Genomic DNA, 22887 nt, shown 5'->3' on the forward strand with positions numbered 1-22887 from the left:
TTAAAATGACAATTTGTGCCCCTTATTGTAGGGGCACAAAATTCATGGATCTTCAGTAATGTAGAATCTATGATTTTTGTCTAAAAAAACTACGTAAAAAGTATTACTGTCAAATGGTTCTTTTAAAACAACATCTTTTTGGCAAGCAAGGCCTCTTGGAATAATAAATCCTACGACCCTAACCATATTTTCTAACCTAAATCTTGCCCACTGCACGTCATGAGGAACATGCTTAGGGTGTTTAAAATCTGATTTAGCGGGGAATTTTCCATACACCTCGAATACTTTAAGCCCCCCACCGCCTACTCTCTGATGACGCCAATAATCTAAAGATGAATTAGTATAGTTTTTAAACTTTTCCGCTAATTTCAATAATTCTTCATATGACCAGTCAGAATAATCCTGGCCGGCTTCCTGAGTGCCATCGAAATATGAAAAATTAAATTTGCACTTTTCGGCAATCTCTCCTGAATCCAAACCGGTGTCAGGTATTGCTTTTAAGAAATTAACTTTTCGGGTACTGCCAAATTTATTTTTCATAGCTTTGGCACCCCGCCAATCTTCCCTTCGTTATATATAGGTGAAATTGGACGCCCATGACGCAACAAATCCCCTCCAATTTCGTCTAAACGGTAGCAAAATGATTCATTATTTTCTTTATTTACAAGGTATGTTCTAAATTTTGTTAACTTTTCAAGCACTTCAGTTATATGGGATGTAAATATAAATTGTGAATTAAGCGTGTTAGTTTCATGAGACTCAAACAATTCAAGCAACTTTGGCAAAATAAATGGATGGCAATTCAAGTCAAACTCATCAAGAATCAAAGTGCCGCCAAAGGTAAGTACATACCAATATCTTTGCAATTTCACATACAAAGACTTCGTGCCACTTGATTGATCATATGATGTAAGATAATGATAATCATCTACAACAGGATGACGGAAAAGAGGGTAGTATATTTTCTCACCTTTCTCATCTAATCTTTCGCGTATTTCAATATCACTGATACCTAAATCACTTTTCCTTATTATGTCTTTCGCAAACTCAAAAGCTTCTGGGACTCTATTGTAAAACTCTGAGACTTTATAAATGCTCTCAGAATCCTGAGAAAAATCATTCATCCCAGTGTATATTACATTAGAAATACTCAATGAGAAGAATTCAAATATTTCATTTAATAAAGTAGAAGGTTTGGAAAATTTATAATTATGAGCCGTGCTTATTAAAGATGCATTTTCACGTAAGGAAATAACATCTATTTCGCTTATTTCGTCAAGTCTTTTTGTGATTTTGCTAAACTTCCTTTCAAAAACACAAATTTTACGGCCCATCTTATTTTCTGAACCTGACTTTATTTTCTTCCTATATAATCTCTCATAATGTACTTCTTTCCTGGATGCTCCTAACTGATATGTATATCTATAGTCGCCTTTTTTGAAATCAATATAAAACTCTGAAGGAGCTTTACTGTCAAAGTAAGGATCAGCTTTGATAGTTTCTGTTGGACTCCTGCGAAATGAATATGAACAGAAATCAAACAAAAAACCTAAAGCTTTTAAAACATTTGTTTTACCTGCACCGTTAGCTCCTTTGACACCTAAGATTGTGGCAACCTCCCTGTTAAAAGAGACATCTTTGGGAACTCGACTATTAAGAACAAATGATACTTCAGCACCTTCTTTGAAACCGAAGTAATTAGAAAAACCATACGAATAAATCATTATAACTCTACCTTAAAGACATTAATTTTATCTTAGCTAGTACGCTCACACTAACATAGCACAATGTCAATTGTTATTCGACTTTCATGACAAATCTGTCATGAATTTTTACTTTGACCTCGATTGACACATTCCGTGCTTGAGCCACCTCATGCGCGCGCGCTCGTACCCCCGCCACGCCTGCCCGCTTTATGCAGTGGTTTTCATGCAGCTGCATGACATAAGCAAAAGCCCGCCAGTTCTGGCGGGCCAAAGGGTAAACGATCCTTTTGGGATCATGCGGATTCATGCAGCATAGACATGCACTCACCTGCAAAGAGTCAGAACAGGGGCAGGTTGTTATCTAGCTCAGTGATTTTCGGATCGACCGAACCAGGATTTTTTAGTGCCTGCAGATAAAGCAGACCCTGCGAAAGAGAGACTGGAGCAGAAATCTCAAGCCAGAAAACACCATCATAAGTCCGGCCTAGCCAGAAGCCGCCGCCGTTCTCTTTTGGCCGCTGAAAGAAAACTAATCCGCCAGGCGCATAATCAGTCAGGCTTTCGCCCCGGTAAACTACCTGGTAATTCGAATCGCTTCCGGCCATAGCCTAACGCCTCGTGGTACTCGTTGTTCAACCTTGCCAGTGCCAAAAAAATTTGGTCACCAGCAACGTTATCAATATGCCTGGCTGCGGACTCACGCTACTCCGCAGCGTAAAAAATCTCATCGTCGGGGACTTTTTCGCAGCTCGAATGCGCTAACTCAGCGATGATACTCATCGCCAATTTCATGTCAGATTGCTTGCAATTTGCTATAAGCGACACCTCTGCAATGAACTGAACGCAAGCCATCTTACGGTTTATCGGTGCCAAATCTTGAGTGTCCATCTTACCCTCCCTTAACTCTAAAGACTGTATAACCATACAGTAGTGGATGCGTTAAGAAATGTGAAATGTTTTTTCCTTCAATCGGTCCTAATCTGAAAATGAAAACTGCGATTTCCAGTGACCCCAAGCCGTTATTTTGATTGAATAAAGCATGTACTACCTGCCGTTAGCGGCTTCGCTTATGCGAGCTTTATTAGTTCAGATCCATTGACGCCACTTATCGTCTTCCTGCAGTCGCCCGTTCTGGTAAAAAACTCTCATACCCGCGCCTGAATTAAGACTGCCACCGCACAGAAGCAGGTTTGCTTCAGTCTCTTCACGGGTGAAGCCCCTTGCTTGCAGCTCTGCAATAAGAGCAGCCCGCTGATCATCGTCAATTTCCTGCTTAACACTCTGTTTCTGGCGCGGCTTCACCACCCGTAGACGCGCCAGCAGATCACGGCGCTGTTTTTTGGTCATGTTGTTGAAATCTGCCGGACCATACACAGGTGTTTCGCCCGGCTCGACAGGTTCAACAGATACCGGCTCACCCCGTGAAATGCTCAGTTTTTCATCAGGGGGACAGTTATTGCCACGAGTCCAAGGGGCGCTAGCGCCCTGGTCGGCTGTCGCCTCCTGAACGTCAACGGCTTTACGGACCATTTTCCATTTCGTTGCGTGCGTGCAGATGCGGCCCGCCACTAACGGGGACCAGATGCCATAAATGCGGGTGCCGTGATCGCCGTAAGGGGTAGGCTCATCGTTAAGCTCATAAGCGGTTCTGACAATGTGATGTTTGCGCGGAACAAGCACGCCGCCCTGTTTCATGATGTAGGTGGCAAAGCAGCCCACATCTGCAGCGACCAGCACGGCGTCCAGCTGTGCGTTTTCAAGCACCGGCGCACCGGCTTTTTTATCGCTCTGATTTCTCAGCGCCCGACCGGCAAGCAGACGTAGTTCCCGGTAAGCCTGGCGGCCCGGAATGCCAAAGAAGCGGAACTGCTGAACACGATGAAGTGACGCCCACGCGCCCACGTTCTCCGCGCTGTCACGCAGTGATTTACCAGTTTCTGCGCTGATCTCATCCGACAGTCCGCGCCCGTCAATATTCTTGCTTACGTATTTGGCGATATAACTGGTCGGTGAACCTTTGCGCGGGTTGATCAGCTCAGCCTTAAAGCGCGGACCGGTATTGCTGCCAAGCTCTTCGCGATCTTCACGAATGGCAAATTTCCGCAGCAGGGCAGTGACTGAACGGCGCTCTTTTTTGCGCATGAAGCACAGCAGGTGCCAGTGAACGGTTCCATCATGATGCGGCTCCGCAACCCGCACGCCATACCAGCGCATACCGGCTTTGTGCATGGACTTGCGGAAGGCGGCAAACGTATCAACCAGATAATCACTGCTCTGGCGAACCGTGGCCGTGGTCCACTTAGGATTGGGTCTGCCGTTGTTCAGGGTGGCGTGGAAACGCGAAGGGCAGGTGATGGTGTAAAACATGGCGCAGTCGCCGCGCATCTCTGCAATAAGCTCCAGCCCCTTAACGCAGGCCATCATTTCATTACGGCGGTGAGCCGGATTACTGTTACTGGCATTCACCACGTCTTCCATATCCAGCGTATCGCCTTCATCGCTGATCAGCTCATGTGAGCGGAAGAACTCCAGAGACTTCCGGCGCTGCTCACGCTTATGGATCACCGCCTCATAGCTGACGTAGGGGGACGCTTTTTTGTTGACCAGGCAGACAGCACGCAGCTGCTCTTCACGCCATTCACAACGCAGCTGCCATAACTTGCGATACCACCAATCCGCGCAGAGCATACGGGCCAGCGATGGCGGGATCAGATCATAGGGCACTGGCTTGCGGCGGCGCTTTTTGCGGCGCAGCTGCTCAAAGGCCGGGGGGATTACGTCCAGGCGCATTGCTTCCGCCGCAACAGCTTCCCATGCCTGGCGGACCTGCTCCGGCGTCACATCGTCACTGACGAACAGATGGCCGCTGGCTTTATCGAGACACATGCTCATGTGCGCAGCAACCAGCGTTGACAAACGCTTGACCTGATTCTGGTTCATTTCAGGCAAGGCCAGCAGGCCGTCCAGCCCGTCGTGACCGGCCATATACCGGAATGAGGCTGAAATCTGGCTATCACGCACGCGGGCCAGCCTCTCAAGACAGGGGCGGATAGTTTCACGCAGGTAACGGGAATAAGCGTGCGGCCGGCCGAGATTGTGGAAAAACTTAACGCGGTCCATGAGAGGCTTGCTGATGTGCGAAGGCTGGGCGCTGACATCTGCCACGATGACCAGATCAGGATTGAACTGCTGCTGTTCGCGGGCCATCGTTGCCCGGCTGATGACTCTGTCCTGCACAATTTCGCGCTGAACAGGATCGCGGCATTCGTTGAAAAAGTAGCGGTCCCAGACCTGATCGCTCACTGCCTCACGGCGCAGCTGCTCCTGCTCGTTGTCCGCAGCATAGAGAGCGATCAGGTTTGAAAGCGCAGACACCGGCGCAACTTCCGCCGGGTCCAGCTGTGGATTTATTGCCTTTTTCGGGGCGTTCCACGGGTAAGCGTAAATATGGCTCACTCACAAACCCCGGCATAAACACTGTTGCACACGGAGTGATCCGTAGTATTAGCCAGTAAATCAAACTGCGTTCCGCCACGGGTAGTTAACGCCCAGTCGCGGTAGGTCTGGATTCCGTGCGAATCAAGCGTTATGCATTCAATGCGGCGTTCTGCTTTGCGTGGGTCCTGTGTCGATGGAAAAAAGGTTGAGTTTCCACGGCGTGAGCATGCAGCAACCAGCTTTTCCCACTCTGCCACACGGGCAATCTCTTCAGGCCAGCGACTGAAGATTTCTGCAAGCTCAGACTTGCGGGCATGAATACATGGCATACAACCGACGCGGCTGCATCCCTGCAGATAAAGTGGGTTTGGATCAATTCCGTGACGACGGGCGAACGCAAATACTTCTTCATGTGTCCAGCTGAGTATCGGGCGATAAATTGCCAGACGAGGCCCCAGATCAAATCCTTCCTCCCATTCTTCCAGCAGTGCACGCTCTTTAGACTCCTGCGCACGAACACCCTGCCACGAAACGACCGTCTTACCAGACTCGATTAGGGGATCGACTACCTGAACCTTTATCGGTTCATGTTTAAGCTCAAAAGTACAGAAACGCACTTTGGTTGACGGGAATCTTCCTTTCCACATGCAAAGATCAAGAAATGGAATGCCCGTGGGAACCAGCGTCTTAAGGGCCTTATCGATAGCGACAGCTGCCTGCTCTGCTGTAAATCCACATTCGTTAACAAGCGAGACAGGCCACTTCTCTGAAATGAACTTACGCTTACCTTCTATCCGCTGAGTAAAATCAGCTTTGACGCGTACTAATTTCCCCAGTCTTGATTCCAGGTATTCCAGATATTCAACTGTCTGAGGGTGCTCATGGCCTGTATCTGCAAAAACAGGGATGAATTCAACGCCGGACTTAATAGCCAGCAGCCACTGTGCCAGGCTGTCTTTTCCGCCTGAAATGCTGACAATATTTACTACATCCGCGTCATAACAGCGTTTGTTAATCATGCCTTCACCTCTGCTTTTACGGTGTAACCCGTTCCCTTCGCTGGGTCATAGCCGGACCAGACCAGTGACGATTTCGGGCGGCGTACTGCGATGATTTCAGGCGCGCGCTTGCCATCACCGGCGGCCACACCAACAGAACGGGCAGCAGTGACTTTTGTCAGGTCAAATTCGCGGAAGATGCTGCGCGTAAACAGCGTGTCGCTGTTTGAAACGATCACCGGGTTACGCTCAGAGATACCCAGCAGAATACAGGCCAGTGAGTGCTGATCGTCGTTGCTGAACCCTTCGGTGTGATAAGCGGTGAACGTGCCGTGGTACGGGGGATCGCAGTACACGACATCACCTGCGCGGACCATGTTCAGGGTTTCGCTGTAGCTCAGGCATTCAAACGTTGCGCGCTGGGCCTTCAGGGCAAAAGCCTCAATTTCGGCCAGCGGGAAATATGGCTCTTTATAATTGCCGTAGGGATTATTAAATTCGCCGCGCTTGTTATACCGGCAAAGGCCACGGTAGCCGTGGCGGTTGAGGTAGAGGAATTGCGCAGCACGTTCCAGCAGTGGCAGTGCCGCGTTGAAGTTAAAATCTTTGCGGACCTGATAATAACTCTCTTCCGTTTTGTTCTGATTAAAGAGCGATAACGCCACGACAATAAAAGGGCGCGTATGTTCTTTAACCTGGCGATAGAGGTTAATCAGATCGGGATTCACGTCGGCCACCAGATAAGCCGGGTAATCCGTATTCATCATGACCGCACAGGAACCGGCAAACGGCTCAACCAGACGATCACCGGCGGGCAGGTGCTTAATCAGTTCAGGCATCAGGCCGGACTTGCTGCCGGCCCATTTCAGAATGGTTTTCATAACGCTGCACCTTTGTAATGCGCGCTTTTCAGCTCACTGATTTGTTTACAGGTCACGCAGAGGGAAACGCCCGGCAGTGCGCGGCGGCGCTGCTCCGGGATCTCTTCACCACATGAAAGGCAAAAAAACTCACTCGCCCCTGCCGGGCGGTGAGTTGCGTTAGCCAGATTGCGCGCCAGCTCTTCCTGCACGCGCTGCTGTACCAGGTCCATTGAATCAGCCATCAGTGCATCTCCTGCGCCTGGTTCTCAAAGCGATCTGCTTCTTTGTCCAGAAGCTCGATGATTTCCGCCGCAGACATTTCCTCTTTGCGGGCATGAATCGCCAGCGCGGCCAGGCGGATAGAAACTGACATGGCATCATCACTACGCTGCTCAGATTTGGCCTTGCTCAGCAGGGCATTAAGCGCGTCGTCGTCAGCTTTAAAACTACGGTTCTGGATATTTCGCATTTCTCATTCTCCTGAATTCGGGCAAAAGAATGCCCGGCGGGTTTACGCCATTTAATTTCTTTGGGTTAATTAATTAGGTAACGTCAGATTCTTTGGAAATAAACTCACGACTGCTTTTAAGTGATTCATTGCGCAAATCAGCGCCGTTTTTTCGTCACTCGTCAGTTCACTAAAATCAACGCCGTGACGTTCTTTGCTGATATTTGCCAGGAAGAAAATCGCGCTCAGTGCGCGGCTATTATGCTCTGCCTGGGGATCGCGCTTATCACGCATGTCTGCGATAAAGCGTTTCAGTTCATTGCTGCAATCGCCGTACATCATGGTGCGAAGCGCAGAGATGTGATTAAGCGCACTGGTACGCTGCCCCACGTTCATCTGAACAGTGATACTTTCAGCCTTGTAAGCCATGATTCGTTCCTCTTACCGGTTAATCCTGCCAGCAGTTCGGTCTGTGAAATTGCCGGGTGCCAGCGCCTGCCCTTATCTGCCGCAATCCAGCCGTGGCCGTATGCGTGGGACGGGCTTTGCCGCTTCAGAAGCGGGGCCACTGAAAATGCCATGTCTCATACCATCCCGATTGATGCACCGATACCGCTTAACACATCGGCGGTACCTGACAGCGCAGGGTTTGATTGAACGCGAGTCTGGACGGCGAGAGCCGCCAGCATCATGCAGCGAATGCCGGTATTAGCTGCTTCAACGATCCCGCGACGGCATGAGGTTGTAATGCTGGCGTGATTAGCCGCACTGGCAGCCAGAGTTCCTACCTGAGCAGAAGCGTTCAGAACATAGGCCGTGAATTTCTCAGCAGCGTGCTCATTAACTGGAACACACGGCAGACAGTGCAGCTGCGCCAGCATCCCATCAATCAAAGTCGCGTCTTCGGTCAGATCTGTAAGCAACAGCAATTCTGCGACGGTCAGCTGATGCACCTGATCAGGGTTAAGTTTGTTGCGAAGCGTCTGCACTTTCATGCCCGCTTGCTGGGCCAGCTCACGCATGTTATGAGTCAGCGCAAACTTGCGACACGCATCTTCATAGTGGTTATGGGTGGAAGTCTTAAAATCAAACATGGTCTTTCCTTTGCTCAACTTAAATAATTAAGTTGTTACGCAGCGACGTAGTGGCAATTGATACCCTGAGCGAGCAAACGCGCGCGAAAGGCAACCATATTGATCCGGGCAGCACCACCGGCTTTTTTGCGAGGCATTACAAGCAAATCGCCGTCTTCAACCATCTGTTTTACGGTGCGGAGGCAGTAACCATAGGTTTGCGCGAACTGTTCATAAGTCATCAGATCGGGGCCACTAGGTATTGTAATTTGATTGGTCATCGGGGATTATCTCCAGTTGGCAGTATGTATGGTGCATTGGCGTGCATTTTCATTAACGAAATGGATGATATATTCCAATTGAATCTGTGTAAACAGATCATTTTGGATTACTCGAAGGGCATATGACCGATTACAACAGCGATGTGAAGGGCATACTTGAAAGAATCCTTAAATCTTATGGTGTTAGCTCACGCCCAGAGCTGGCCGAACTGCTTAAAATTCCTTTGCCTACAATCCAGAACTGGGTATCTCGTCAGAGCCTGCCAGGGGACTACATCGTTCAATGCGCACTGGATACTGGTGCGAATCTCAAATGGCTCGTTAGCGGTGAACTTAAAAATGTAAGTTTTGGGGGCGAGAGGCATTCATCTCTTAAAGGGAAAAAACTTCACGAGGCCATGCTGGCTAATGGCGGGCGGGCGGTCTTAGATCGCATAATGCACGCATATGGCTTCAATATGCAGAAGCAACTTGGTGACTTGCTTGATATTCCTTCAGCCACGATGAGCGCCTGGGTCCGGAGAAATTACTTTCCTGGTGATGTGGTCATTACTTGCGCCCTGGATACGGGGGTATCTCTATCTTGGTTAGCTACTGGTCATGAGGATGAGGCATTACCAGCGAGGAATACAACTGAGCAATTGATACCATCCATACCGTCACGAAAACTCTCTGGAGGCACCTTAGAGATTCAGGATAATGTGAGTTTCAACCTTTCTCTGTTTGGCCTGGACTTAACTAACCCTATATTTATCCAACGCGGCTCAATTTCTTGGATTGTTGAAGGGGGCACTCAAACTATTGGAAATGGTGATTGGTTATTAGATATAGATGGCTATAAGGATATTTATACCGTGTCGCGCCTTCCGGGTAATAGAATTAAAGTTACCAACAATACATCTTCATTTGAATGCTTAGATACCGATGTAACCCCTATAGGGTTTGTCATGCTAACTATATCTAAATGTTTATAGGTAAACTATGGCTGAATTTATTTTATTAATGATAGCGATAGTGAGCGGCATTGGTTCAGCTCACTACAATTGCAAAACCAAAAGCATCGCAGGTTTCAAGGCTTTCATAAGTCTATGCCTTGGTGGTGCTGCCTTAGGCACAATTATGCTTTTCAGTTTTTTTACGCCAACTTGGGTTTCATATTTATTAGCGGCTATGTGCGTTATCATCCTAATCAATAATATTTCTGAATACAAAAAAACACTGGTTAGATAACATGTCCATTAAAAAACTTTCATCTGGCGAATGGCTTGCTGATTTTTATTTAGATGGACGTGGCAGTAGACGCATCAGGAAAAGCTTTACAACAAAAGGGGAAGCGGTAGCCTTTGAAGATTTCACACGCGCTGAGGCTGAAACTAAACCGTGGATAAAGGAAAAGGAAGATCGCAGGAAGCTAAGCGAATTAATTAAACTCTGGGACTCTTTGCACGGGCAATCACTCAAGGCCGTTAAATCTCGAAAGGCAAAACTAGATATAGTGTGTGCTGGATTAGGGGACCCGATAGCTTCTCAGCTGACGGCAAAAGATTGGGCGCATTATCGTGATCGCCGTCTTAAGGGTGAGATTTCCAACGGCTATCACGATGACCCTTCTAAATGGAAAGTAAAACCCATAACGGTTAACAGAGAGCAAAACTATCTTGCCGCTGTTTTCAATGAGCTTAAGAGACTAGGGGAATGGTCTTTACCTAACCCACTTGAAGGCGTTCGGACATTCCGGGAAGACGAAAAGGAAATGTCCTGGCTTACCTTAAAGCAGATCACCGAGCTTCTGGATGGGTGCGAGCTTTACGGAAAGCCAGATTTAAAGATGATATGCAAAGTTTGCTTGGCTACAGGTGCGCGTTGGACCGAAGCGGAAACACTGACCCGTTCGCAGCTGTCACCTAATAAACTTTCATTCTTTAAAACTAAAGGCGGCAAAAACAGAACGGTTCCTATTCAGCAATGGCTTTATGACGAGCTAAAGGAGCGGCAAGGAAGGATGTTTAAGCCATGCTATCAGGACTTCAAGAAGATGCTAGCTACTACAACTATCCAGCTTATAGAAGGCCAGAAAACTCATGTTCTCCGGCACACTTTTGCCAGCCATTTTATGATGAATGGTGGCAATATTCTGGTACTGCAAAGAATTCTCGGTCATGCAAACATACGTGAGACGATGAAGTATGCTCATTTTGCTCCTGATCATTTAGAAGAGGCAGCTTCGTTGAATCCCTTAGCAAGAGTAAAAAAACCCAAAGGACTGCTTAATGAAAATTTTGAGTAAGGATATCAAAAGGCTTCGCCCTGTAAATAGAATTGAAACCGTTTCAGAGTTTGTTAACCATGTCGTAAATTGGAATTTAGATGATTCGCCTCCCACAGCGTTTCGAGGTCAGCGACATTATGGGTGGCAATCGTCTCCTAAAATATTTAGGAATGACAATAATGTTTACAACAGCGAAAACTTAGCCGTAAGAGATATCGTTTCTTTGCATCCGGGAGAGTTTGATTCTGACAAGACGATGTTTGATAGATTAGTGAGAATGCAACACTTCGGACTGCCCACGCGATTGCTAGATGTTACCATTAACCCCTTAGTAGCTTTATGGTTTGCTTCTGAACCAAGTTTGGATGCTGACGAATTTCATGGAGCAGTTCAGGCATTATCAATACCAAAAGATAGGCAGCGATACTATGATAGTGATAGGGTGAGCTGCATGGCTAATATTGCTAACTTAACAAAAAAGCAAAAAGAGCTTCTTCTTGATGCAATAATTTCTACGGATGATGTTTCAGAGTTTAATTTATCAGAAATAGCTGATATTTTGGTTTCCCACGTTAGAATGGAGAAATCTCATTTTCGGAACATTATAGATCCTGAAGATTTGCTGCGGCCTATTTATGTCAAACCCAAAATGTCTAATAAAAGAATAATTGCCCAGTCTGGAGCTTTTTTATTGCATGGAATATTAAAAAATACTGGCAGAATGAGTAATCGTATACGGCAAGATCGAATTTGGATACATGAAGATGACAAAGCAAAAATAAGGGAAGACCTTGCGATGCTAGGCATACATGAAAGAACCTTGTTTCCAGAAATTGACAAATCAGCAAAATTTATCTCTGAGTCATATGGATTTGGTCGAAGCGGGCGAGGTGACGACAGTTCTTTATAGTGTCCACAAACTGACTACACAGCATGTACGTGACTGCCTTTGGATGCACCAGATATAGTATTAACTAACTGTTTTATAATGAAAATCGTTATATATCAATGGTGTCTTGAAAAAGCGTCTTAACTAAGGTATCGCTAACGCGACATCTAAAAGTTAATAGCAAACAAGGGGTTGGCGTGATGCCAGCCCCTTTTTTATGTGCAGGTGTCAGCCAGATGGCAGCAGCTATCCGGCCTCCGGACGCTGAAAATGATAAATCGCGGTATTCACCGGCCCATCTTTTAACACGATCAGACCATAGCGACAGCCAATAAACTGGCCTCCACACTTCTCCGCCACACCCCGGCTGGCCAGATTCTCCTCTGCCGCCAGAATCTCGATCACCCGCGTTTCCGGACGTGAAAAACCCAGCGGCAGCAATGTGGCGACTGCGCGGCTGGCGATCCCCTGACGCTGGGCGTCACTGCGCACCCAGTAGCCGATGGCGCTGGTGTCGCCCGGGTGACGGGCAAAGCGTATCCCCGCGCCGCCCAGCAGCTGGTCATGCTGGTCGACAATCGCAAACTCTTCCGCTTCTTCCCGCAGGCGTTGCCAGTGGGTAAAGCGTATCCAGCTTTCCGCCTCATGAGGCTGATAGTCATGATGCGCCCAGGCCATCCAGGGGATCAGGCTGTCGAGTGAGGCGTTAACCGCAGTCGTAAAGGCGGGAACATCTTCTAACAGGAACGGACGCAGATGAGGATCCAGCGGGGAAGGGAGCATGTCATTGACCCGGTTCAGGAATGAATATCTTTATTCTGCCTGCAACCAACAGAAACACCAATGGCTTGCTGTGTAAACTTATGTTTACTATATTGCTGGCAGAGGAGTAAATGAATTTTTATATAATTACATGTTTAATAATGATTAATTAATATTTAATCAGGCTTGAGTATAGCGATGGTAATAAATATGTACACCTTATCTTGCACGCTGTATCTAATGTGATACAGTGTCTGCATTCCTCAACGAGGAGTCCACGACTGCCAATACGAGCCAAAGGATCGCCATCATGCAAAAAGACGCGCTGAACAATGTGCATATCGCCGGTGAACAGGTCTTAATCACGCCTGAAGAGCTGAAAGCGAAATTTCCACTGACCGCTGAACAGCAGGATCAGATTGCGGCTTCGCGCCAGACAATCTCTGACATCATCGCCGGGCGTGATCCGCGTCTGCTGGTGGTATGCGGACCCTGCTCCATTCACGACACGGAAGTGGCACTGGATTATGCGCGTCGTCTGCAGAGTCTCTCCGTACAGCTCAAAGATCAGCTCTATATCGTGATGCGCGTCTACTTCGAAAAACCGCGCACCACCGTCGGCTGGAAAGGACTGATCAACGATCCTTACATGGATAACTCGTTCGATATGGAAGCGGGTCTGCACATTGCGCGCCAGCTGCTGGTCAACCTGGTGGAAATGGGCCTGCCGCTGGCGACCGAAGCGCTGGATCCCAACAGCCCGCAATATCTGGGTGATCTGTTCAGCTGGTCTGCGATTGGCGCCCGTACTACAGAATCACAGACACACCGTGAGATGGCGTCGGGCCTGTCGATGCCGGTAGGCTTTAAGAATGGTACCGATGGCAGTCTGGGCACCGCGATTAACGCGATGCGTGCCGCCGCAATGCCGCACCGCTTTGTCGGCATCAATCAGGCCGGTCAGGTCTGTCTGTTGCAGACCCAGGGCAATCCGGATGGTCACGTCATCCTGCGCGGTGGTAAAGCGCCCAACTACGGTCCGGAAGATGTCGCACAGTGTGAAAAAGAGATGCTCAGGGCGGGACTGCGTCCGGCCTTAATGATAGATTGCAGCCACGGTAATTCGAATAAAGACTACAGCCGTCAGCCTGGCGTAGCGGAATCCGCTATTGCGCAGATTAAAGATGGGAACCGGTCAATCATTGGTCTGATGCTGGAAAGCCACATCAATGAAGGTAACCAGTCTTCTGAGCAGCCACGCAGCGAAATGAAATATGGCGTTTCCGTCACCGATGCCTGCATCAACTGGGAAGTGACTGAAACGCTGCTGCGTGGAATGCATCAGGATCTGCAGGGAGTGCTGTCGGCGCGTCTGTCACAAGAGGTGTAAGAGTAATGGTGGCTGAACTGACCGCGTTACGCGATCAAATTGACAGTGTGGATAAAGCGCTGCTGGAACTGCTGGCAAAACGACTGGAGCTGGTGGCCGAAGTCGGCGAGGTCAAAAGCCGCTACGGTCTGCCCATCTACGTGCCGGAGCGCGAAGCCTCCATGCTGGCTTCCCGCCGGAAAGAGGCGGAAGCACTGGGTGTGCCACCGGATCTGATCGAGGATGTGCTGCGCCGCGTGATGCGCGAATCCTATACCAGCGAGAATGACAAAGGCTTCAAAACCCTGTGTCCTGAACTGCGTCCGGTGGTGATCGTCGGCGGCAAGGGTCAGATGGGCAGACTGTTTGAAAAAATGCTCGGACTCTCAGGCTACACGGTCAAAACGCTGGATAAAGAGGACTGGGCGCAGGCCGATGCGCTGCTCAGTGATGCCGGCATGGTGATTATCAGCGTACCGATCCATCTGACTGAGCAGGTTATCGCTCAGCTGCCGCCTCTGCCTGAAGACTGTATTCTGGTCGATCTGGCGTCGGTTAAGAACCGGCCTCTGCAGGCGATGCTGGCGGCGCATAGCGGCCCGGTACTGGGTCTGCATCCGATGTTTGGTCCGGACAGCGGCAGCCTGGCTAAACAGGTGGTGGTCTGGTGTGATGGCCGCCAGCCGGAAGCGTATCAGTGGTTCCTGGAGCAGATTCAGGTCTGGGGCGCACGTCTGCATCGCATCAGCGCGGTAGAGCATGACCAGAACATGGCGTTTATTCAGGCGCTGCGTCACTTTGCTACTTTCGCTTATGGTCTGCATCTGGCGGAAGAGAACGTCAACCTGGATCAGCTGCTGGCGCTCTCCTCGCCAATCTACCGGCTGGAGCTGGCGATGGTCGGGCGGCTGTTCGCTCAGGACCCGCAGCTCTATGCGGACATCATCATGTCATCAGAGAGTAACCTGGCGCTGATAAAACGTTACTATCAGCGGTTTGGTGAAGCGATTGCCTTACTGGAGCAGGGCGACAAGCAGGCCTTTATTGCCAGCTTTAACCGGGTAGAAGAGTGGTTTGGCGATCACGCAAAACGCTTCCTGGTGGAAAGCCGGAGCCTGCTACGCTCGGCGAATGACAGCCGTCCCTGACTGAACTGAAAAAGGCATCCCTGCGGATGCCTTTTCTTTTTTATTCGCCCGGTTCCACCGGCACCACATTCTCGCTGGGATAGCAGCCCAGCACCTTCAGTGAGCGGGTCATGGTTTTCAGTTCCTGAAGCGCCTGCTGCATCCGTTCCGATTGCAGATTACCCTGCAAATCAATGTAAAACATCTCTTCCCACGGATTGCCATTGATCGGGCGGGACTCAAGTTTGCTCATAATCAGGTTGTGCTGGCGCAGCACCATCAGCGCATCAACCAGCGCACCCGCCTGCTGACCGGTTGCCATAATCAGGGTGGTTTTGGCCGGAACCTGATCGGAGACCTCGATCGCTTTACGCGCCAGCACGATAAAGCGGGTATGGTTCTGCTGCTGATTAGCCAGATTGCGCTCCAGCACCTGCAGCTGATACAGCTCGCCTCCGGCTTCACTGCCCAGCGCCGCGACGGTGGGGGAGTTAAGCGCAGCCACCTTCTCCATCGCAGCCGCCGTGCTCTCGGTGTATTCGATTTTCCAGTGCGGGAAGCGGTTAATAAACTGGCTGCACTGCTGGAAAGGCTGAGGGTGGCTGTAGACGGTCTCGATCTGCTGTAAGTCGGTCGGGCCGTTTACCAGCACGCAGTGATCGATAGGGAGGGTCAGCTCGCCCACGATAGAGAGACTGGTCTGTTGCAGCAAATCATACACGTCGTTGATCGAACCGGAGCTGGTGTTCTCAATCGGCATCACCGCGTAGTCAGCGACGCCGTTTTCGACCTGTTTGATGATGTCATGAAACTTCAGGCAGCCCGACTCCACCATGCTGTCAAAATGGCGCGAGGCGTAGTTACGGGCGGCAAGATGGGAATAGGATCCTTTCGGGCCCAGGAAGGCGATACGGGCGGCATGCGCATGCGGATGGTTGAGGTTTTTTTGCAGCAGCGCCTGCTGAGTCAGGACGGAATCTTCAATCACCAGCTGAAAGAGGCGGGTAATATAGTGGGCATCCAGCTTGTGTGCTTTTCCCAGCACGATCAGATTTTCCAGCAGCGCGCGTTCACGCTCCACATCCCGAATCGGGCGATGCGTCGCCAGCTTCGCTTGTGCCACTTCCACGGCCAGCAGACGACGCTCGGCCAGCAGCGTCAGAAGTTTTTTATCCACTGCGCTGATTTTATCGCGTAGCGCCAGCAATGGATTGTCGGGATTCATAGGGCTCACCTGTATGCTATCCAATAAAAAAGCCTCCCGGATGGGAGGCTTCGTTGTTCGTCTTCGCTTTCATTCTCACACGACGAATGGCCTCCCGTTCAGGGGAAGGTAAAAAAGAAAGCGAAGAAAAACAGGTCAGGTTTCATTATAACGTCCGAAGAGAGAGTGGACTGAGAGTAACCGTACTGCTCAAAAGCTGTCAATAAAAAACGCGCCCGGAGGCGCGTTAGCAAAATCAGGACTCTTCGCCAGCGGGTATGATGTCTTTTACGCTGGCACTGGCACGGCGCGCTTCAGACTTGTGCTGAACCTTATTCAGCTGACGTTCGAGCTTCGCGATCAAATCGTTGATGGCGGTATACATATCATCGTGCTTGGCACTGGCGACAAGGGTCCCGTTTGGTGTGTTTATAGTGGCGTCGGCCACGAATTCTTTGGGCTCTTTGGACAGGACAATATGCGGATTAATCAGGTCGGTTTGCCATTTTTCCAGCTTGGCGAGACGGTCTTCAACATGGCTTCGGATTGCCGGGGTGATCTCCATTTGTTTACTGGTAATGTTCAGAATCATTATGCTTACCTCTCTGTCATTTCCGTCTTGGTCCTTTCAGCATAGCGCGAAAAAACAGTAAATGTGAGATTCCGGTCACGTAAAAATGTCACTTTTTGTCAACAGAATCATTCTGCGAGAAAGGCAGAGAAACGGGCTGAAATGGCTTGAAGCGAAACGATTAACAGGGCATGCTTGATGAGTTGACACGCAGCGATCAGATCCAAATCTGACTGTTCTGTGAGCAAAAAAAGCAGCCATCGCAGGCTGCTTTTTTTTGTGTCTGAAACCCGGTCGGGCTATCAGCTGTTATTCGCGGCGATGATTTTCGCCACTTTGTCGGCTTCAGCGTTCAGCTGCAGATTGCGGTAGGCATTTTCCATCAGCGGCAGGGCGTCATGAGTGGCCTGCGTATCCGGATAATCGCGCATCATCCCTTCAACACGGTTAACAACCGCGACATAGGCCTCACGCTTAGTATAGAATTGCGCCACTGAGAGCTCATATTTGGCCAGGCGATCTTTCAGGTAGACCAGACGTTTTTGCGCATCGGCCGCATACTGGCTGTTCGGGTAATTCCGCAGCAGCTGGGCGAAGTCGCGGAAAGCGTCACGGGCGTGCGTCGGATCCCGGTCAGAACGGTCAATACCAAAGAAGCCCTGCAGCGCGGAGTCATCCAGCGCCATATCCGTCAGACCTTTCATATAGATGACATAGTCAATGTTCGGATGCGTTGGATTCAGACGCATAAAGCGGGCAATGGCAGCCTGCGCCAGGGGCAGATCGGCATTTTTATAGTACGCGTAGATTAAATCCAGCTGAACCTGCTGCGCATAAGGACCGAACGGATAACGATTATCCAGCGCTTCCAGTTGCTTAATCGCAGCTTTAAAGTTACCGTCCTGCAGCTTTTGCTGCGCTGTGGCATAGATTTCAGAAGGCGGGCTGTCCGGTACCGCGTCATTTGAGCCGGAACAACCAACAAGTGCCAGGCTCAGTGTGGCAGCAGCCACCAGATGTTTCATACGCGTCATGACGAAGTGATTATCCTCAAATGTTATGGCGGAAGCTGTCCGTATAGCTCCCGGTAATGACCAGGTACGATAGCACATTATATTAAACGGCATCGCCGTGAAAACCCAACGTTAACGAAGAAGCTGTATATGGCACAACAAGTTCAACTCACCGCAACGGTATCCGAATCACAACTCGGACAACGCTTAGATCAGACTTTGGCGGAATTGTTCCCTGATTATTCACGTTCTCGCATAAAAGAGTGGATCCTCGATCGTCGCGTGACGGTAAACGGTGTGATGGTAGAGACACCGAAAGAAAAAGTGTTGGGCGGCGAGCTGGTCGCGATTGACGCTGAGATCGAGGAGGAACAGCGCTGGGAACCGCAGAACCTGCCACTCGACATCGTTTACGAAGATGAAGATATCATCGTCATCAACAAACCGCGTGACTTCGTGGTGCACCCTGGCGCCGGTAATCCGGATGGCACGGTGTTGAACGCCTTACTGCATCACTATCCTGCGATCAGGGATGTGCCGCGCGCGGGCATCGTACACCGTCTGGATAAAGATACTACCGGGCTGATGGTGGTGGCGAAAACCGTTCCCGCTCAGACCCATCTGGTGGACTCACTGCAGCGCCGCGAAATCACCCGTGAATATGAGGCGGTCGCGATTGGCACGATGACCGCAGGCGGTACGGTAGAGCAGCCGATTAGCCGTCACTCCACCAAACGCACCCATATGGCGGTCCATCCGATGGGCAAACCGGCGGTGACGCACTACCGCATTATGGAGCACTTCCGCGCACATACCCGTCTGCGTCTGCGTCTGGAGACCGGCCGTACGCACCAGATCCGCGTGCACATGTCGCACATCAGCCATCCGCTGGTGGGCGATCCGCTGTACGGTGGCCGTCCGCGTCCGCCAAAAGGCGCGTCAGAAGCTTTTATCAGCGCGCTGCGTGGATTCGATCGCCAGGCGCTGCATGCCACCATGCTGCGTCTCTATCATCCTATCAGCGGGATCGAAATGGAGTTTCACGCCGCGCTTCCGCAGGATATGGTCGATCTCATTGCGGCCCTGAAAGCGGATACCGAAGAGTTTAAGGACCAGATGGACTGGTGATGGAGCTGATCACGCCGCAATGGCCCGCGCCACGCCGTGTCCGGGCCTGCTCAACACAGCGCCAGGGAGGGGTGAGCGTCCCGCCCTGGCACGCACTGAATCTCGGCGGGCACGTTGGAGATAATCCCGAGGCGGTGGCGCAGAACCGACAGCGTCTGGTGACAGACGCGGGGTTGCCCGCCATGCCGCAGTGGCTGGATCAGGTTCACGGCACCGATGTTGTGCGGTTGACGGCAGGGGGAAGTGCGCCACTGCGTGCGGATGCCTGTATCACCGACCAGCCCGGCACTGTCTGTGCCATCATGACCGCTGACTGCCTGCCGGTGCTGTTCTGCTCGCAGGACGGGCACGAAGTGGCGGCGGCACATGCAGGCTGGCGCGGACTCTGCGCGGGCGTGCTGGAAAATACACTGGCACAGTTTCGTTCACCGCCCGGGCAGATTCATGCCTGGCTTGGACCGGCCATCGGGCCCGATGCGTTTGAGGTCGGTGCCGAGGTGCGGCAGGCGTTTGTTGCGCAGGACGCACACGCCGGCGCGGCTTTTCGTCCGGCGGGCGATCGCTTTTATGCCGATATCTGGATGCTGGCCCGGATGCGGTTACAGGCTGCGGGTGTACACTCCATCAGTGCCGACCCCCGTTGTACCTATACGCAGCGTGACGATTTCTTCTCCTTCCGTCGCGATGGGATAACCGGACGTATGGCAACTTTGATCTGGCTGTTATAACCTTACGCCATAAGACGGTCCAGTTAGCGCATTTTTTACTCAAATCTCAGGTCATTAACCTTGAAAATTTGAGGGATGACCTCATCTAATCTCCAGTAGCATTTTGACCTGTAATGGGAGGAATTATGCGTCTGGATCGTCTTACCAACAAATTTCAGCTGGCCCTCGCCGACGCGCAGTCCCTGGCTCTGGGACACGATAATCAATTCATTGAACCTCTGCACCTGATGAGCGCACTGCTCAGACAGGAGGGCGGATCCGTTTCACCTTTACTGACCTCGGCGGGTATTAACGTCGCGCCATTTGGCGCTCAGGTCGAGCAGGCTATCGATCGTCTGCCACAGGTAGAAGGCAGCGAAGCGGATGTGCAGCCCTCATCTGACCTCGTGCGGGTACTGAACCTGTGCGACAAACTGGCGCAGAAGCGCAACGATAACTTTATTTCATCCGAATTATTTGTTCTGGCTGCCCTGGAATCACGCGGCTCACTGGCCGACCTGCTCAAAGCAGCGGGTGCCACGCGCGAAAAAATCACCAGTGCGATTGAGCAGATGCGGGGAGGGGACAACGTGAACGATCAGGGGGCTGAAGATCAGCGCCAGGCTTTGAAGAAATACACTATCGATCTCACCGAGCGGGCAGAGAAAGGCAAACTCGATCCGGTGATAGGCCGTGACGAAGAGATTCGCCGCACCATCCAGGTGCTGCAGCGCCGGACAAAAAATAACCCGGTGCTGATTGGTGAACCGGGTGTAGGTAAAACCGCGATTGTTGAAGGACTGGCGCAGCGCATCATTAACGGCGAAGTGCCTGAAGGGCTGAAGGGCCGTCGGGTACTGGCGCTGGATATGGGGGCGCTGGTGGCCGGGGCGAAATATCGCGGCGAATTCGAAGAGCGTCTGAAAGGCGTGCTGAGCGACCTGTCAAAACAGGAAGGCAACGTCATTCTGTTTATCGACGAACTGCATACTATGGTGGGTGCCGGTAAAGCCGACGGCGCAATGGACGCGGGCAACATGCTTAAGCCTGCGCTGGCCCGGGGTGAACTCCACTGTGTCGGTGCGACCACACTCGATGAATACCGCCAGTACATCGAAAAAGATGCCGCGCTGGAGCGCCGTTTCCAGAAGGTCTTTGTGGCCGAGCCGAGCGTGGAAGATACCATCGCCATTTTGCGCGGCCTGAAAGAGCGTTACGAACTGCATCATCATGTGCAGATCACCGACCCGGCGATTGTCGCGGCGGCCACGCTTTCTCATCGTTACATCGCCGATCGTCAGTTGCCCGATAAAGCGATTGACCTGATCGATGAGGCTGCCTCCAGCATTCGTATGCAGATGGACTCGAAGCCCGAATCTCTGGATCGACTGGAGCGTCGCATCATTCAGCTGAAGCTGGAGCAGCAGGCGCTGAAGAAAGAGGCGGACGATGCCAGCATTAAACGTCTTGAAATGCTGGAGACGGAGCTCAGCCAGAAAGAGCGTGAATATGCCGAGCTGGAAGATGAGTGGAAGACAGAGAAAGCTTCACTCTCCGGTACCCAGAACATCAAGGCTGAACTGGAGCAGGCGCGTCTGAATTTAGAGCAGGCCCGTCGTCAGGGCGATCTCGCTCAGATGTCGGAGCTGCAGTACGGCAGGATCCCGGAACTGGAAAAACAGTTAGCAGCCGCGACCCAGGCGGAAGGCAAAACCATGAAGTTACTGCGCAACCGCGTAACGGATGTGGAAATCGCCGATGTGCTGGCGCGCTGGACCGGTATTCCTGTGGCACGAATGATGGAAGGGGAGCGCGATAAGCTGCTGCGCATGGAGCAGGATCTGCATGGCCGGGTCATCGGACAGGATGAGGCGGTGGAAGCGGTTTCGAATGCCATCCGCCGCAGTCGCGCCGGTCTGTCCGATCCTAACCGGCCCATCGGTTCATTCCTGTTCCTGGGGCCGACCGGGGTCGGTAAAACCGAGCTGTGCAAATCGCTGGCGAACTTCCTGTTCGACAGTGACGATGCGATGGTACGTATCGACATGTCCGAGTTTATGGAAAAACACTCGGTGTCACGGCTGGTGGGTGCCCCTCCGGGATATGTGGGCTATGAAGAGGGTGGCTATCTGACGGAAGCGGTGCGTCGCCGGCCCTATTCCGTGATCCTGCTGGATGAGGTCGAGAAGGCGCATCCGGATGTCTTTAACATTCTGCTGCAGGTGCTGGATGACGGACGTCTGACCGATGGGCAGGGACGGACGGTCGATTTCCGCAACAGCGTGGTGATCATGACTTCTAACCTGGGGTCAGATCTGATCCAGGAGCGGTTTGGCGACCTCGGTTACCCGGAGATGAAAGAGATCGTCATGGGCGTGGTCGGACAGCATTTCCGTCCTGAGTTCATTAACCGTATTGATGAAGTGGTGGTGTTCCATCCGCTGGCTGAGAAACATATTGCGTCTATCGCGCAGATCCAGCTGCAGCGGCTGTACAAGCGTCTGGAAGAGCGGGGCTATCAGCTGCATATCTCGGATGAGGCGCTGCGACTGCTGGCCGAAAACGGTTATGATCCGGTGTATGGTGCGCGTCCGCTGAAACGGGCGATACAGCAGCAGATCGAGAACCCGCTGGCGCAGCAGATTCTGGCTGGCACGCTGGTTCCCGGCAAAACCATCGAAATGGATGTGGAAAACAACACGATCACTGCCCACCAGTAAGTGGGTGCGTCAAAAAACGGGCCGCAGGCCCGTTTTTTTTGGCGTTTTGTGGGCTTTTTGCTTACTTTTGCCGCTTATTGGGTGCAAAGTGAACGGTTGGTAAAAAAGTTGTAGTTTACGCTTGCGCTATCTGAACCGTTCCCTATAATGCGCCTCCATCAACACGGCACACCGGCAACGGGAAACGGATTGAGAGGCACAGGAGACTGCGCCGCCGGAGAAAACTTCTGAAAAAAGAGGTTGACTCTGAAGGAGGAAAGCGTAATATACGCCACCTCGCGACAGGACGCTAACGCACTGTTCGCACTGCTCTTTAACAAT

At 51.1% G+C, this 22887-nt stretch carries 27 protein-coding genes and 1 other annotated feature; of the genes, 9 read left to right on the top strand and 18 right to left on the bottom strand.

Annotated elements, in window-relative coordinates; all coding sequences use genetic code 11:
* Positions 1 to 42 precede the first annotated feature (42 nt).
* The 13 genes from ACR6AS_RS14870 to ACR6AS_RS14930 all read right to left on the bottom strand — a co-directional run bounded on the left by ACR6AS_RS14870 (position 43) and on the right by ACR6AS_RS14930 (position 8807).
* Positions 43 to 540, bottom strand: coding sequence for a hypothetical protein (locus ACR6AS_RS14870; RefSeq protein ID WP_434162705.1), 498 nt, complete (start codon positions 538 to 540; stop codon positions 43 to 45).
* A complete protein-coding gene (locus ACR6AS_RS14875; RefSeq protein WP_434162708.1) occupies positions 537 to 1724 on the bottom strand; it encodes an AAA family ATPase in 1188 nt (395 codons plus the stop codon). The genes ACR6AS_RS14870 and ACR6AS_RS14875 overlap by 4 nt, the downstream gene beginning before the upstream one ends.
* Positions 1725 to 2044: 320 nt before the next feature.
* Positions 2045 to 2311: a hypothetical protein gene (locus ACR6AS_RS14880; RefSeq protein WP_345753764.1), complete on the bottom strand. Its 267-nt coding sequence runs from the start codon at positions 2309 to 2311 to the stop codon at positions 2045 to 2047.
* 97 nt (positions 2312 to 2408) lie between these two features.
* A complete protein-coding gene (locus tag ACR6AS_RS14885) occupies positions 2409 to 2594 on the bottom strand; it encodes a hypothetical protein (protein ID WP_064690404.1) in 186 nt (61 codons plus the stop codon).
* A gap of 198 nt (positions 2595 to 2792) precedes the next feature.
* Positions 2793 to 5162: a replication endonuclease gene (locus tag ACR6AS_RS14890; RefSeq protein ID WP_434162710.1), complete on the bottom strand. Its 2370-nt coding sequence runs from the start codon at positions 5160 to 5162 to the stop codon at positions 2793 to 2795.
* The gene (locus ACR6AS_RS14895) at positions 5159 to 6163 is read right to left on the bottom strand and encodes a phosphoadenosine phosphosulfate reductase domain-containing protein (RefSeq protein WP_434162712.1); all 1005 of its coding nucleotides are present in this window, start codon (positions 6161 to 6163) and stop codon (positions 5159 to 5161) included. Before ACR6AS_RS14895 ends, ACR6AS_RS14890 begins: the two co-directional genes overlap by 4 nt.
* The gene (locus ACR6AS_RS14900) at positions 6160 to 7023 is read right to left on the bottom strand and encodes a DNA adenine methylase (RefSeq protein WP_434162715.1); all 864 of its coding nucleotides are present in this window, start codon (positions 7021 to 7023) and stop codon (positions 6160 to 6162) included. Before ACR6AS_RS14900 ends, ACR6AS_RS14895 begins: the two co-directional genes overlap by 4 nt.
* A complete protein-coding gene (locus ACR6AS_RS14905; protein WP_009086818.1) occupies positions 7020 to 7247 on the bottom strand; it encodes a TraR/DksA family transcriptional regulator in 228 nt (75 codons plus the stop codon). The genes ACR6AS_RS14900 and ACR6AS_RS14905 overlap by 4 nt, the downstream gene beginning before the upstream one ends.
* The gene (locus ACR6AS_RS14910; protein ID WP_434162718.1) at positions 7247 to 7474 is read right to left on the bottom strand and encodes a DUF2732 family protein; all 228 of its coding nucleotides are present in this window, start codon (positions 7472 to 7474) and stop codon (positions 7247 to 7249) included. The genes ACR6AS_RS14905 and ACR6AS_RS14910 overlap by 1 nt, the downstream gene beginning before the upstream one ends.
* 69 nt (positions 7475 to 7543) lie before the next feature.
* Positions 7544 to 7882 carry a DUF5347 family protein gene (locus tag ACR6AS_RS14915; protein WP_434162719.1) on the bottom strand — a complete coding sequence of 113 codons (339 nt, stop codon included), beginning with the start codon at positions 7880 to 7882 and terminating at the stop codon, positions 7544 to 7546.
* On the bottom strand, positions 7846 to 8034 hold the full coding sequence (locus tag ACR6AS_RS14920; RefSeq protein WP_434162721.1) for a phage filamentation protein Fil family protein: 189 nt from the start codon (positions 8032 to 8034) through the stop codon (positions 7846 to 7848). The genes ACR6AS_RS14915 and ACR6AS_RS14920 overlap by 37 nt, the downstream gene beginning before the upstream one ends.
* Positions 8035 to 8037: 3 nt before the next feature.
* A complete protein-coding gene (locus tag ACR6AS_RS14925; protein ID WP_434162723.1) occupies positions 8038 to 8547 on the bottom strand; it encodes a phage regulatory CII family protein in 510 nt (169 codons plus the stop codon).
* Positions 8548 to 8582: 35 nt separating this feature from the next.
* On the bottom strand, positions 8583 to 8807 hold the full coding sequence (locus ACR6AS_RS14930; RefSeq protein WP_009086808.1) for a hypothetical protein: 225 nt from the start codon (positions 8805 to 8807) through the stop codon (positions 8583 to 8585).
* A gap of 122 nt (positions 8808 to 8929) precedes the next feature.
* On the opposite strand from ACR6AS_RS14930, the gene ACR6AS_RS14935 reads away from it, so the two are divergent.
* The 4 genes from ACR6AS_RS14935 to ACR6AS_RS14950 are packed head-to-tail and all read left to right on the top strand — an operon-like array spanning position 8930 to position 11986.
* Positions 8930 to 9781, top strand: a complete 852-nt coding sequence (locus ACR6AS_RS14935) for a phage repressor protein CI (protein WP_434162726.1) — start codon at positions 8930 to 8932, stop codon at positions 9779 to 9781.
* 7 nt (positions 9782 to 9788) lie between these two features.
* Positions 9789 to 10037 (top strand): hypothetical protein, encoded by a 249-nt coding sequence (locus ACR6AS_RS14940; RefSeq protein ID WP_434162728.1) that lies wholly within the window; start codon positions 9789 to 9791, stop codon positions 10035 to 10037.
* Between the two features lies 1 nt (position 10038).
* Positions 10039 to 11094: a phage integrase gene (locus tag ACR6AS_RS14945; protein ID WP_434162731.1), complete on the top strand. Its 1056-nt coding sequence runs from the start codon at positions 10039 to 10041 to the stop codon at positions 11092 to 11094.
* On the top strand, positions 11078 to 11986 hold the full coding sequence (locus ACR6AS_RS14950) for an FRG domain-containing protein (RefSeq protein ID WP_434162733.1): 909 nt from the start codon (positions 11078 to 11080) through the stop codon (positions 11984 to 11986). The genes ACR6AS_RS14945 and ACR6AS_RS14950 overlap by 17 nt, the downstream gene beginning before the upstream one ends.
* A gap of 225 nt (positions 11987 to 12211) precedes the next feature.
* Here the strand turns inward: ACR6AS_RS14950 and ACR6AS_RS14955 are convergent, their stop codons facing one another.
* The gene (locus tag ACR6AS_RS14955; protein WP_293770313.1) at positions 12212 to 12748 is read right to left on the bottom strand and encodes a GNAT family N-acetyltransferase; all 537 of its coding nucleotides are present in this window, start codon (positions 12746 to 12748) and stop codon (positions 12212 to 12214) included.
* Between the two features lie 289 nt (positions 12749 to 13037).
* On the opposite strand from ACR6AS_RS14955, the gene ACR6AS_RS14960 reads away from it, so the two are divergent.
* Together ACR6AS_RS14960 and tyrA are read left to right on the top strand one after the other, a co-directional pair.
* The gene (locus tag ACR6AS_RS14960; RefSeq protein WP_367395743.1) at positions 13038 to 14117 is read left to right on the top strand and encodes a 3-deoxy-7-phosphoheptulonate synthase; all 1080 of its coding nucleotides are present in this window, start codon (positions 13038 to 13040) and stop codon (positions 14115 to 14117) included.
* A 5-nt stretch (positions 14118 to 14122) separates the two neighbouring features.
* A complete protein-coding gene (gene tyrA, locus ACR6AS_RS14965; RefSeq protein WP_293770309.1) occupies positions 14123 to 15244 on the top strand; it encodes a bifunctional chorismate mutase/prephenate dehydrogenase in 1122 nt (373 codons plus the stop codon).
* A gap of 40 nt (positions 15245 to 15284) precedes the next feature.
* On the opposite strand, the gene pheA is transcribed toward tyrA, so the two are convergent.
* The 4 genes from pheA to bamD all read right to left on the bottom strand — a co-directional run bounded on the left by pheA (position 15285) and on the right by bamD (position 18032).
* The gene (gene pheA, locus ACR6AS_RS14970) at positions 15285 to 16448 is read right to left on the bottom strand and encodes a bifunctional chorismate mutase/prephenate dehydratase (RefSeq protein WP_434162736.1); all 1164 of its coding nucleotides are present in this window, start codon (positions 16446 to 16448) and stop codon (positions 15285 to 15287) included.
* Positions 16449 to 16470: 22 nt separating this feature from the next.
* Positions 16471 to 16595, bottom strand: a sequence feature (Phe leader region).
* Positions 16547 to 16594: a pheA operon leader peptide PheL gene (pheL, locus tag ACR6AS_RS14975; protein ID WP_193555295.1), complete on the bottom strand. Its 48-nt coding sequence runs from the start codon at positions 16592 to 16594 to the stop codon at positions 16547 to 16549. Its footprint overlaps the feature before it by 48 nt.
* Before the next feature lie 88 nt (positions 16596 to 16683).
* Complete coding sequence (gene raiA, locus ACR6AS_RS14980) at positions 16684 to 17019, bottom strand: ribosome-associated translation inhibitor RaiA (RefSeq protein WP_111141458.1); 336 nt, start codon at positions 17017 to 17019, stop codon at positions 16684 to 16686.
* Between the two features lie 281 nt (positions 17020 to 17300).
* A complete protein-coding gene (gene bamD, locus ACR6AS_RS14985) occupies positions 17301 to 18032 on the bottom strand; it encodes an outer membrane protein assembly factor BamD (RefSeq protein ID WP_111141459.1) in 732 nt (243 codons plus the stop codon).
* 129 nt (positions 18033 to 18161) lie between these two features.
* On the opposite strand from bamD, the gene rluD reads away from it, so the two are divergent.
* The 3 genes from rluD to clpB all read left to right on the top strand — a co-directional run bounded on the left by rluD (position 18162) and on the right by clpB (position 22566).
* Positions 18162 to 19139 carry a 23S rRNA pseudouridine(1911/1915/1917) synthase RluD gene (rluD, locus tag ACR6AS_RS14990; RefSeq protein ID WP_111141460.1) on the top strand — a complete coding sequence of 326 codons (978 nt, stop codon included), beginning with the start codon at positions 18162 to 18164 and terminating at the stop codon, positions 19137 to 19139.
* Positions 19139 to 19867 carry a purine nucleoside phosphorylase YfiH gene (gene yfiH, locus ACR6AS_RS14995; protein WP_293770302.1) on the top strand — a complete coding sequence of 243 codons (729 nt, stop codon included), beginning with the start codon at positions 19139 to 19141 and terminating at the stop codon, positions 19865 to 19867. Before rluD ends, yfiH begins: the two co-directional genes overlap by 1 nt.
* Before the next feature lie 113 nt (positions 19868 to 19980).
* Positions 19981 to 22566 (top strand): ATP-dependent chaperone ClpB, encoded by a 2586-nt coding sequence (gene clpB, locus ACR6AS_RS15000; protein WP_199560033.1) that lies wholly within the window; start codon positions 19981 to 19983, stop codon positions 22564 to 22566.
* Positions 22567 to 22887 lie beyond the last annotated feature (321 nt).

The organism is Pantoea phosphatilytica (assembly GCF_051025615.1).
GTDB lineage: Bacteria > Pseudomonadota > Gammaproteobacteria > Enterobacterales > Enterobacteriaceae > Pantoea.

Coding starts and splice junctions, on each gene's coding strand:
- ACR6AS_RS14900 (WP_434162715.1), bottom strand. CDS start 7,023: ATGAAAACCATTCTGAAATGGGCCGGCAGCAAGTCCGGCCTGATGCCT.
- ACR6AS_RS14950 (WP_434162733.1), top strand. CDS start 11,078: ATGAAAATTTTGAGTAAGGATATCAAAAGGCTTCGCCCTGTAAATAGA.
- ACR6AS_RS14915 (WP_434162719.1), bottom strand. CDS start 7,882: ATGGCTTACAAGGCTGAAAGTATCACTGTTCAGATGAACGTGGGGCAG.
- ACR6AS_RS14935 (WP_434162726.1), top strand. CDS start 8,930: ATGACCGATTACAACAGCGATGTGAAGGGCATACTTGAAAGAATCCTT.
- ACR6AS_RS14885 (WP_064690404.1), bottom strand. CDS start 2,594: ATGGACACTCAAGATTTGGCACCGATAAACCGTAAGATGGCTTGCGTT.
- ACR6AS_RS14945 (WP_434162731.1), top strand. CDS start 10,039: ATGTCCATTAAAAAACTTTCATCTGGCGAATGGCTTGCTGATTTTTAT.
- ACR6AS_RS14870 (WP_434162705.1), bottom strand. CDS start 540: ATGAAAAATAAATTTGGCAGTACCCGAAAAGTTAATTTCTTAAAAGCA.
- ACR6AS_RS14925 (WP_434162723.1), bottom strand. CDS start 8,547: ATGTTTGATTTTAAGACTTCCACCCATAACCACTATGAAGATGCGTGT.
- ACR6AS_RS14930 (WP_009086808.1), bottom strand. CDS start 8,807: ATGACCAATCAAATTACAATACCTAGTGGCCCCGATCTGATGACTTAT.
- ACR6AS_RS14910 (WP_434162718.1), bottom strand. CDS start 7,474: ATGCGAAATATCCAGAACCGTAGTTTTAAAGCTGACGACGACGCGCTT.
- ACR6AS_RS14880 (WP_345753764.1), bottom strand. CDS start 2,311: ATGGCCGGAAGCGATTCGAATTACCAGGTAGTTTACCGGGGCGAAAGC.
- ACR6AS_RS14905 (WP_009086818.1), bottom strand. CDS start 7,247: ATGGCTGATTCAATGGACCTGGTACAGCAGCGCGTGCAGGAAGAGCTG.
- ACR6AS_RS14875 (WP_434162708.1), bottom strand. CDS start 1,724: ATGATTTATTCGTATGGTTTTTCTAATTACTTCGGTTTCAAAGAAGGT.
- ACR6AS_RS14960 (WP_367395743.1), top strand. CDS start 13,038: ATGCAAAAAGACGCGCTGAACAATGTGCATATCGCCGGTGAACAGGTC.
- ACR6AS_RS14955 (WP_293770313.1), bottom strand. CDS start 12,748: ATGCTCCCTTCCCCGCTGGATCCTCATCTGCGTCCGTTCCTGTTAGAA.
- ACR6AS_RS14920 (WP_434162721.1), bottom strand. CDS start 8,034: ATGGCATTTTCAGTGGCCCCGCTTCTGAAGCGGCAAAGCCCGTCCCAC.
- ACR6AS_RS14895 (WP_434162712.1), bottom strand. CDS start 6,163: ATGATTAACAAACGCTGTTATGACGCGGATGTAGTAAATATTGTCAGC.
- bamD (WP_111141459.1), bottom strand. CDS start 18,032: ATGACGCGTATGAAACATCTGGTGGCTGCTGCCACACTGAGCCTGGCA.
- rluD (WP_111141460.1), top strand. CDS start 18,162: ATGGCACAACAAGTTCAACTCACCGCAACGGTATCCGAATCACAACTC.
- raiA (WP_111141458.1), bottom strand. CDS start 17,019: ATGATTCTGAACATTACCAGTAAACAAATGGAGATCACCCCGGCAATC.
- pheA (WP_434162736.1), bottom strand. CDS start 16,448: ATGAATCCCGACAATCCATTGCTGGCGCTACGCGATAAAATCAGCGCA.
- yfiH (WP_293770302.1), top strand. CDS start 19,139: ATGGAGCTGATCACGCCGCAATGGCCCGCGCCACGCCGTGTCCGGGCC.
- clpB (WP_199560033.1), top strand. CDS start 19,981: ATGGGAGGAATTATGCGTCTGGATCGTCTTACCAACAAATTTCAGCTG.
- tyrA (WP_293770309.1), top strand. CDS start 14,123: ATGGTGGCTGAACTGACCGCGTTACGCGATCAAATTGACAGTGTGGAT.
- ACR6AS_RS14940 (WP_434162728.1), top strand. CDS start 9,789: ATGGCTGAATTTATTTTATTAATGATAGCGATAGTGAGCGGCATTGGT.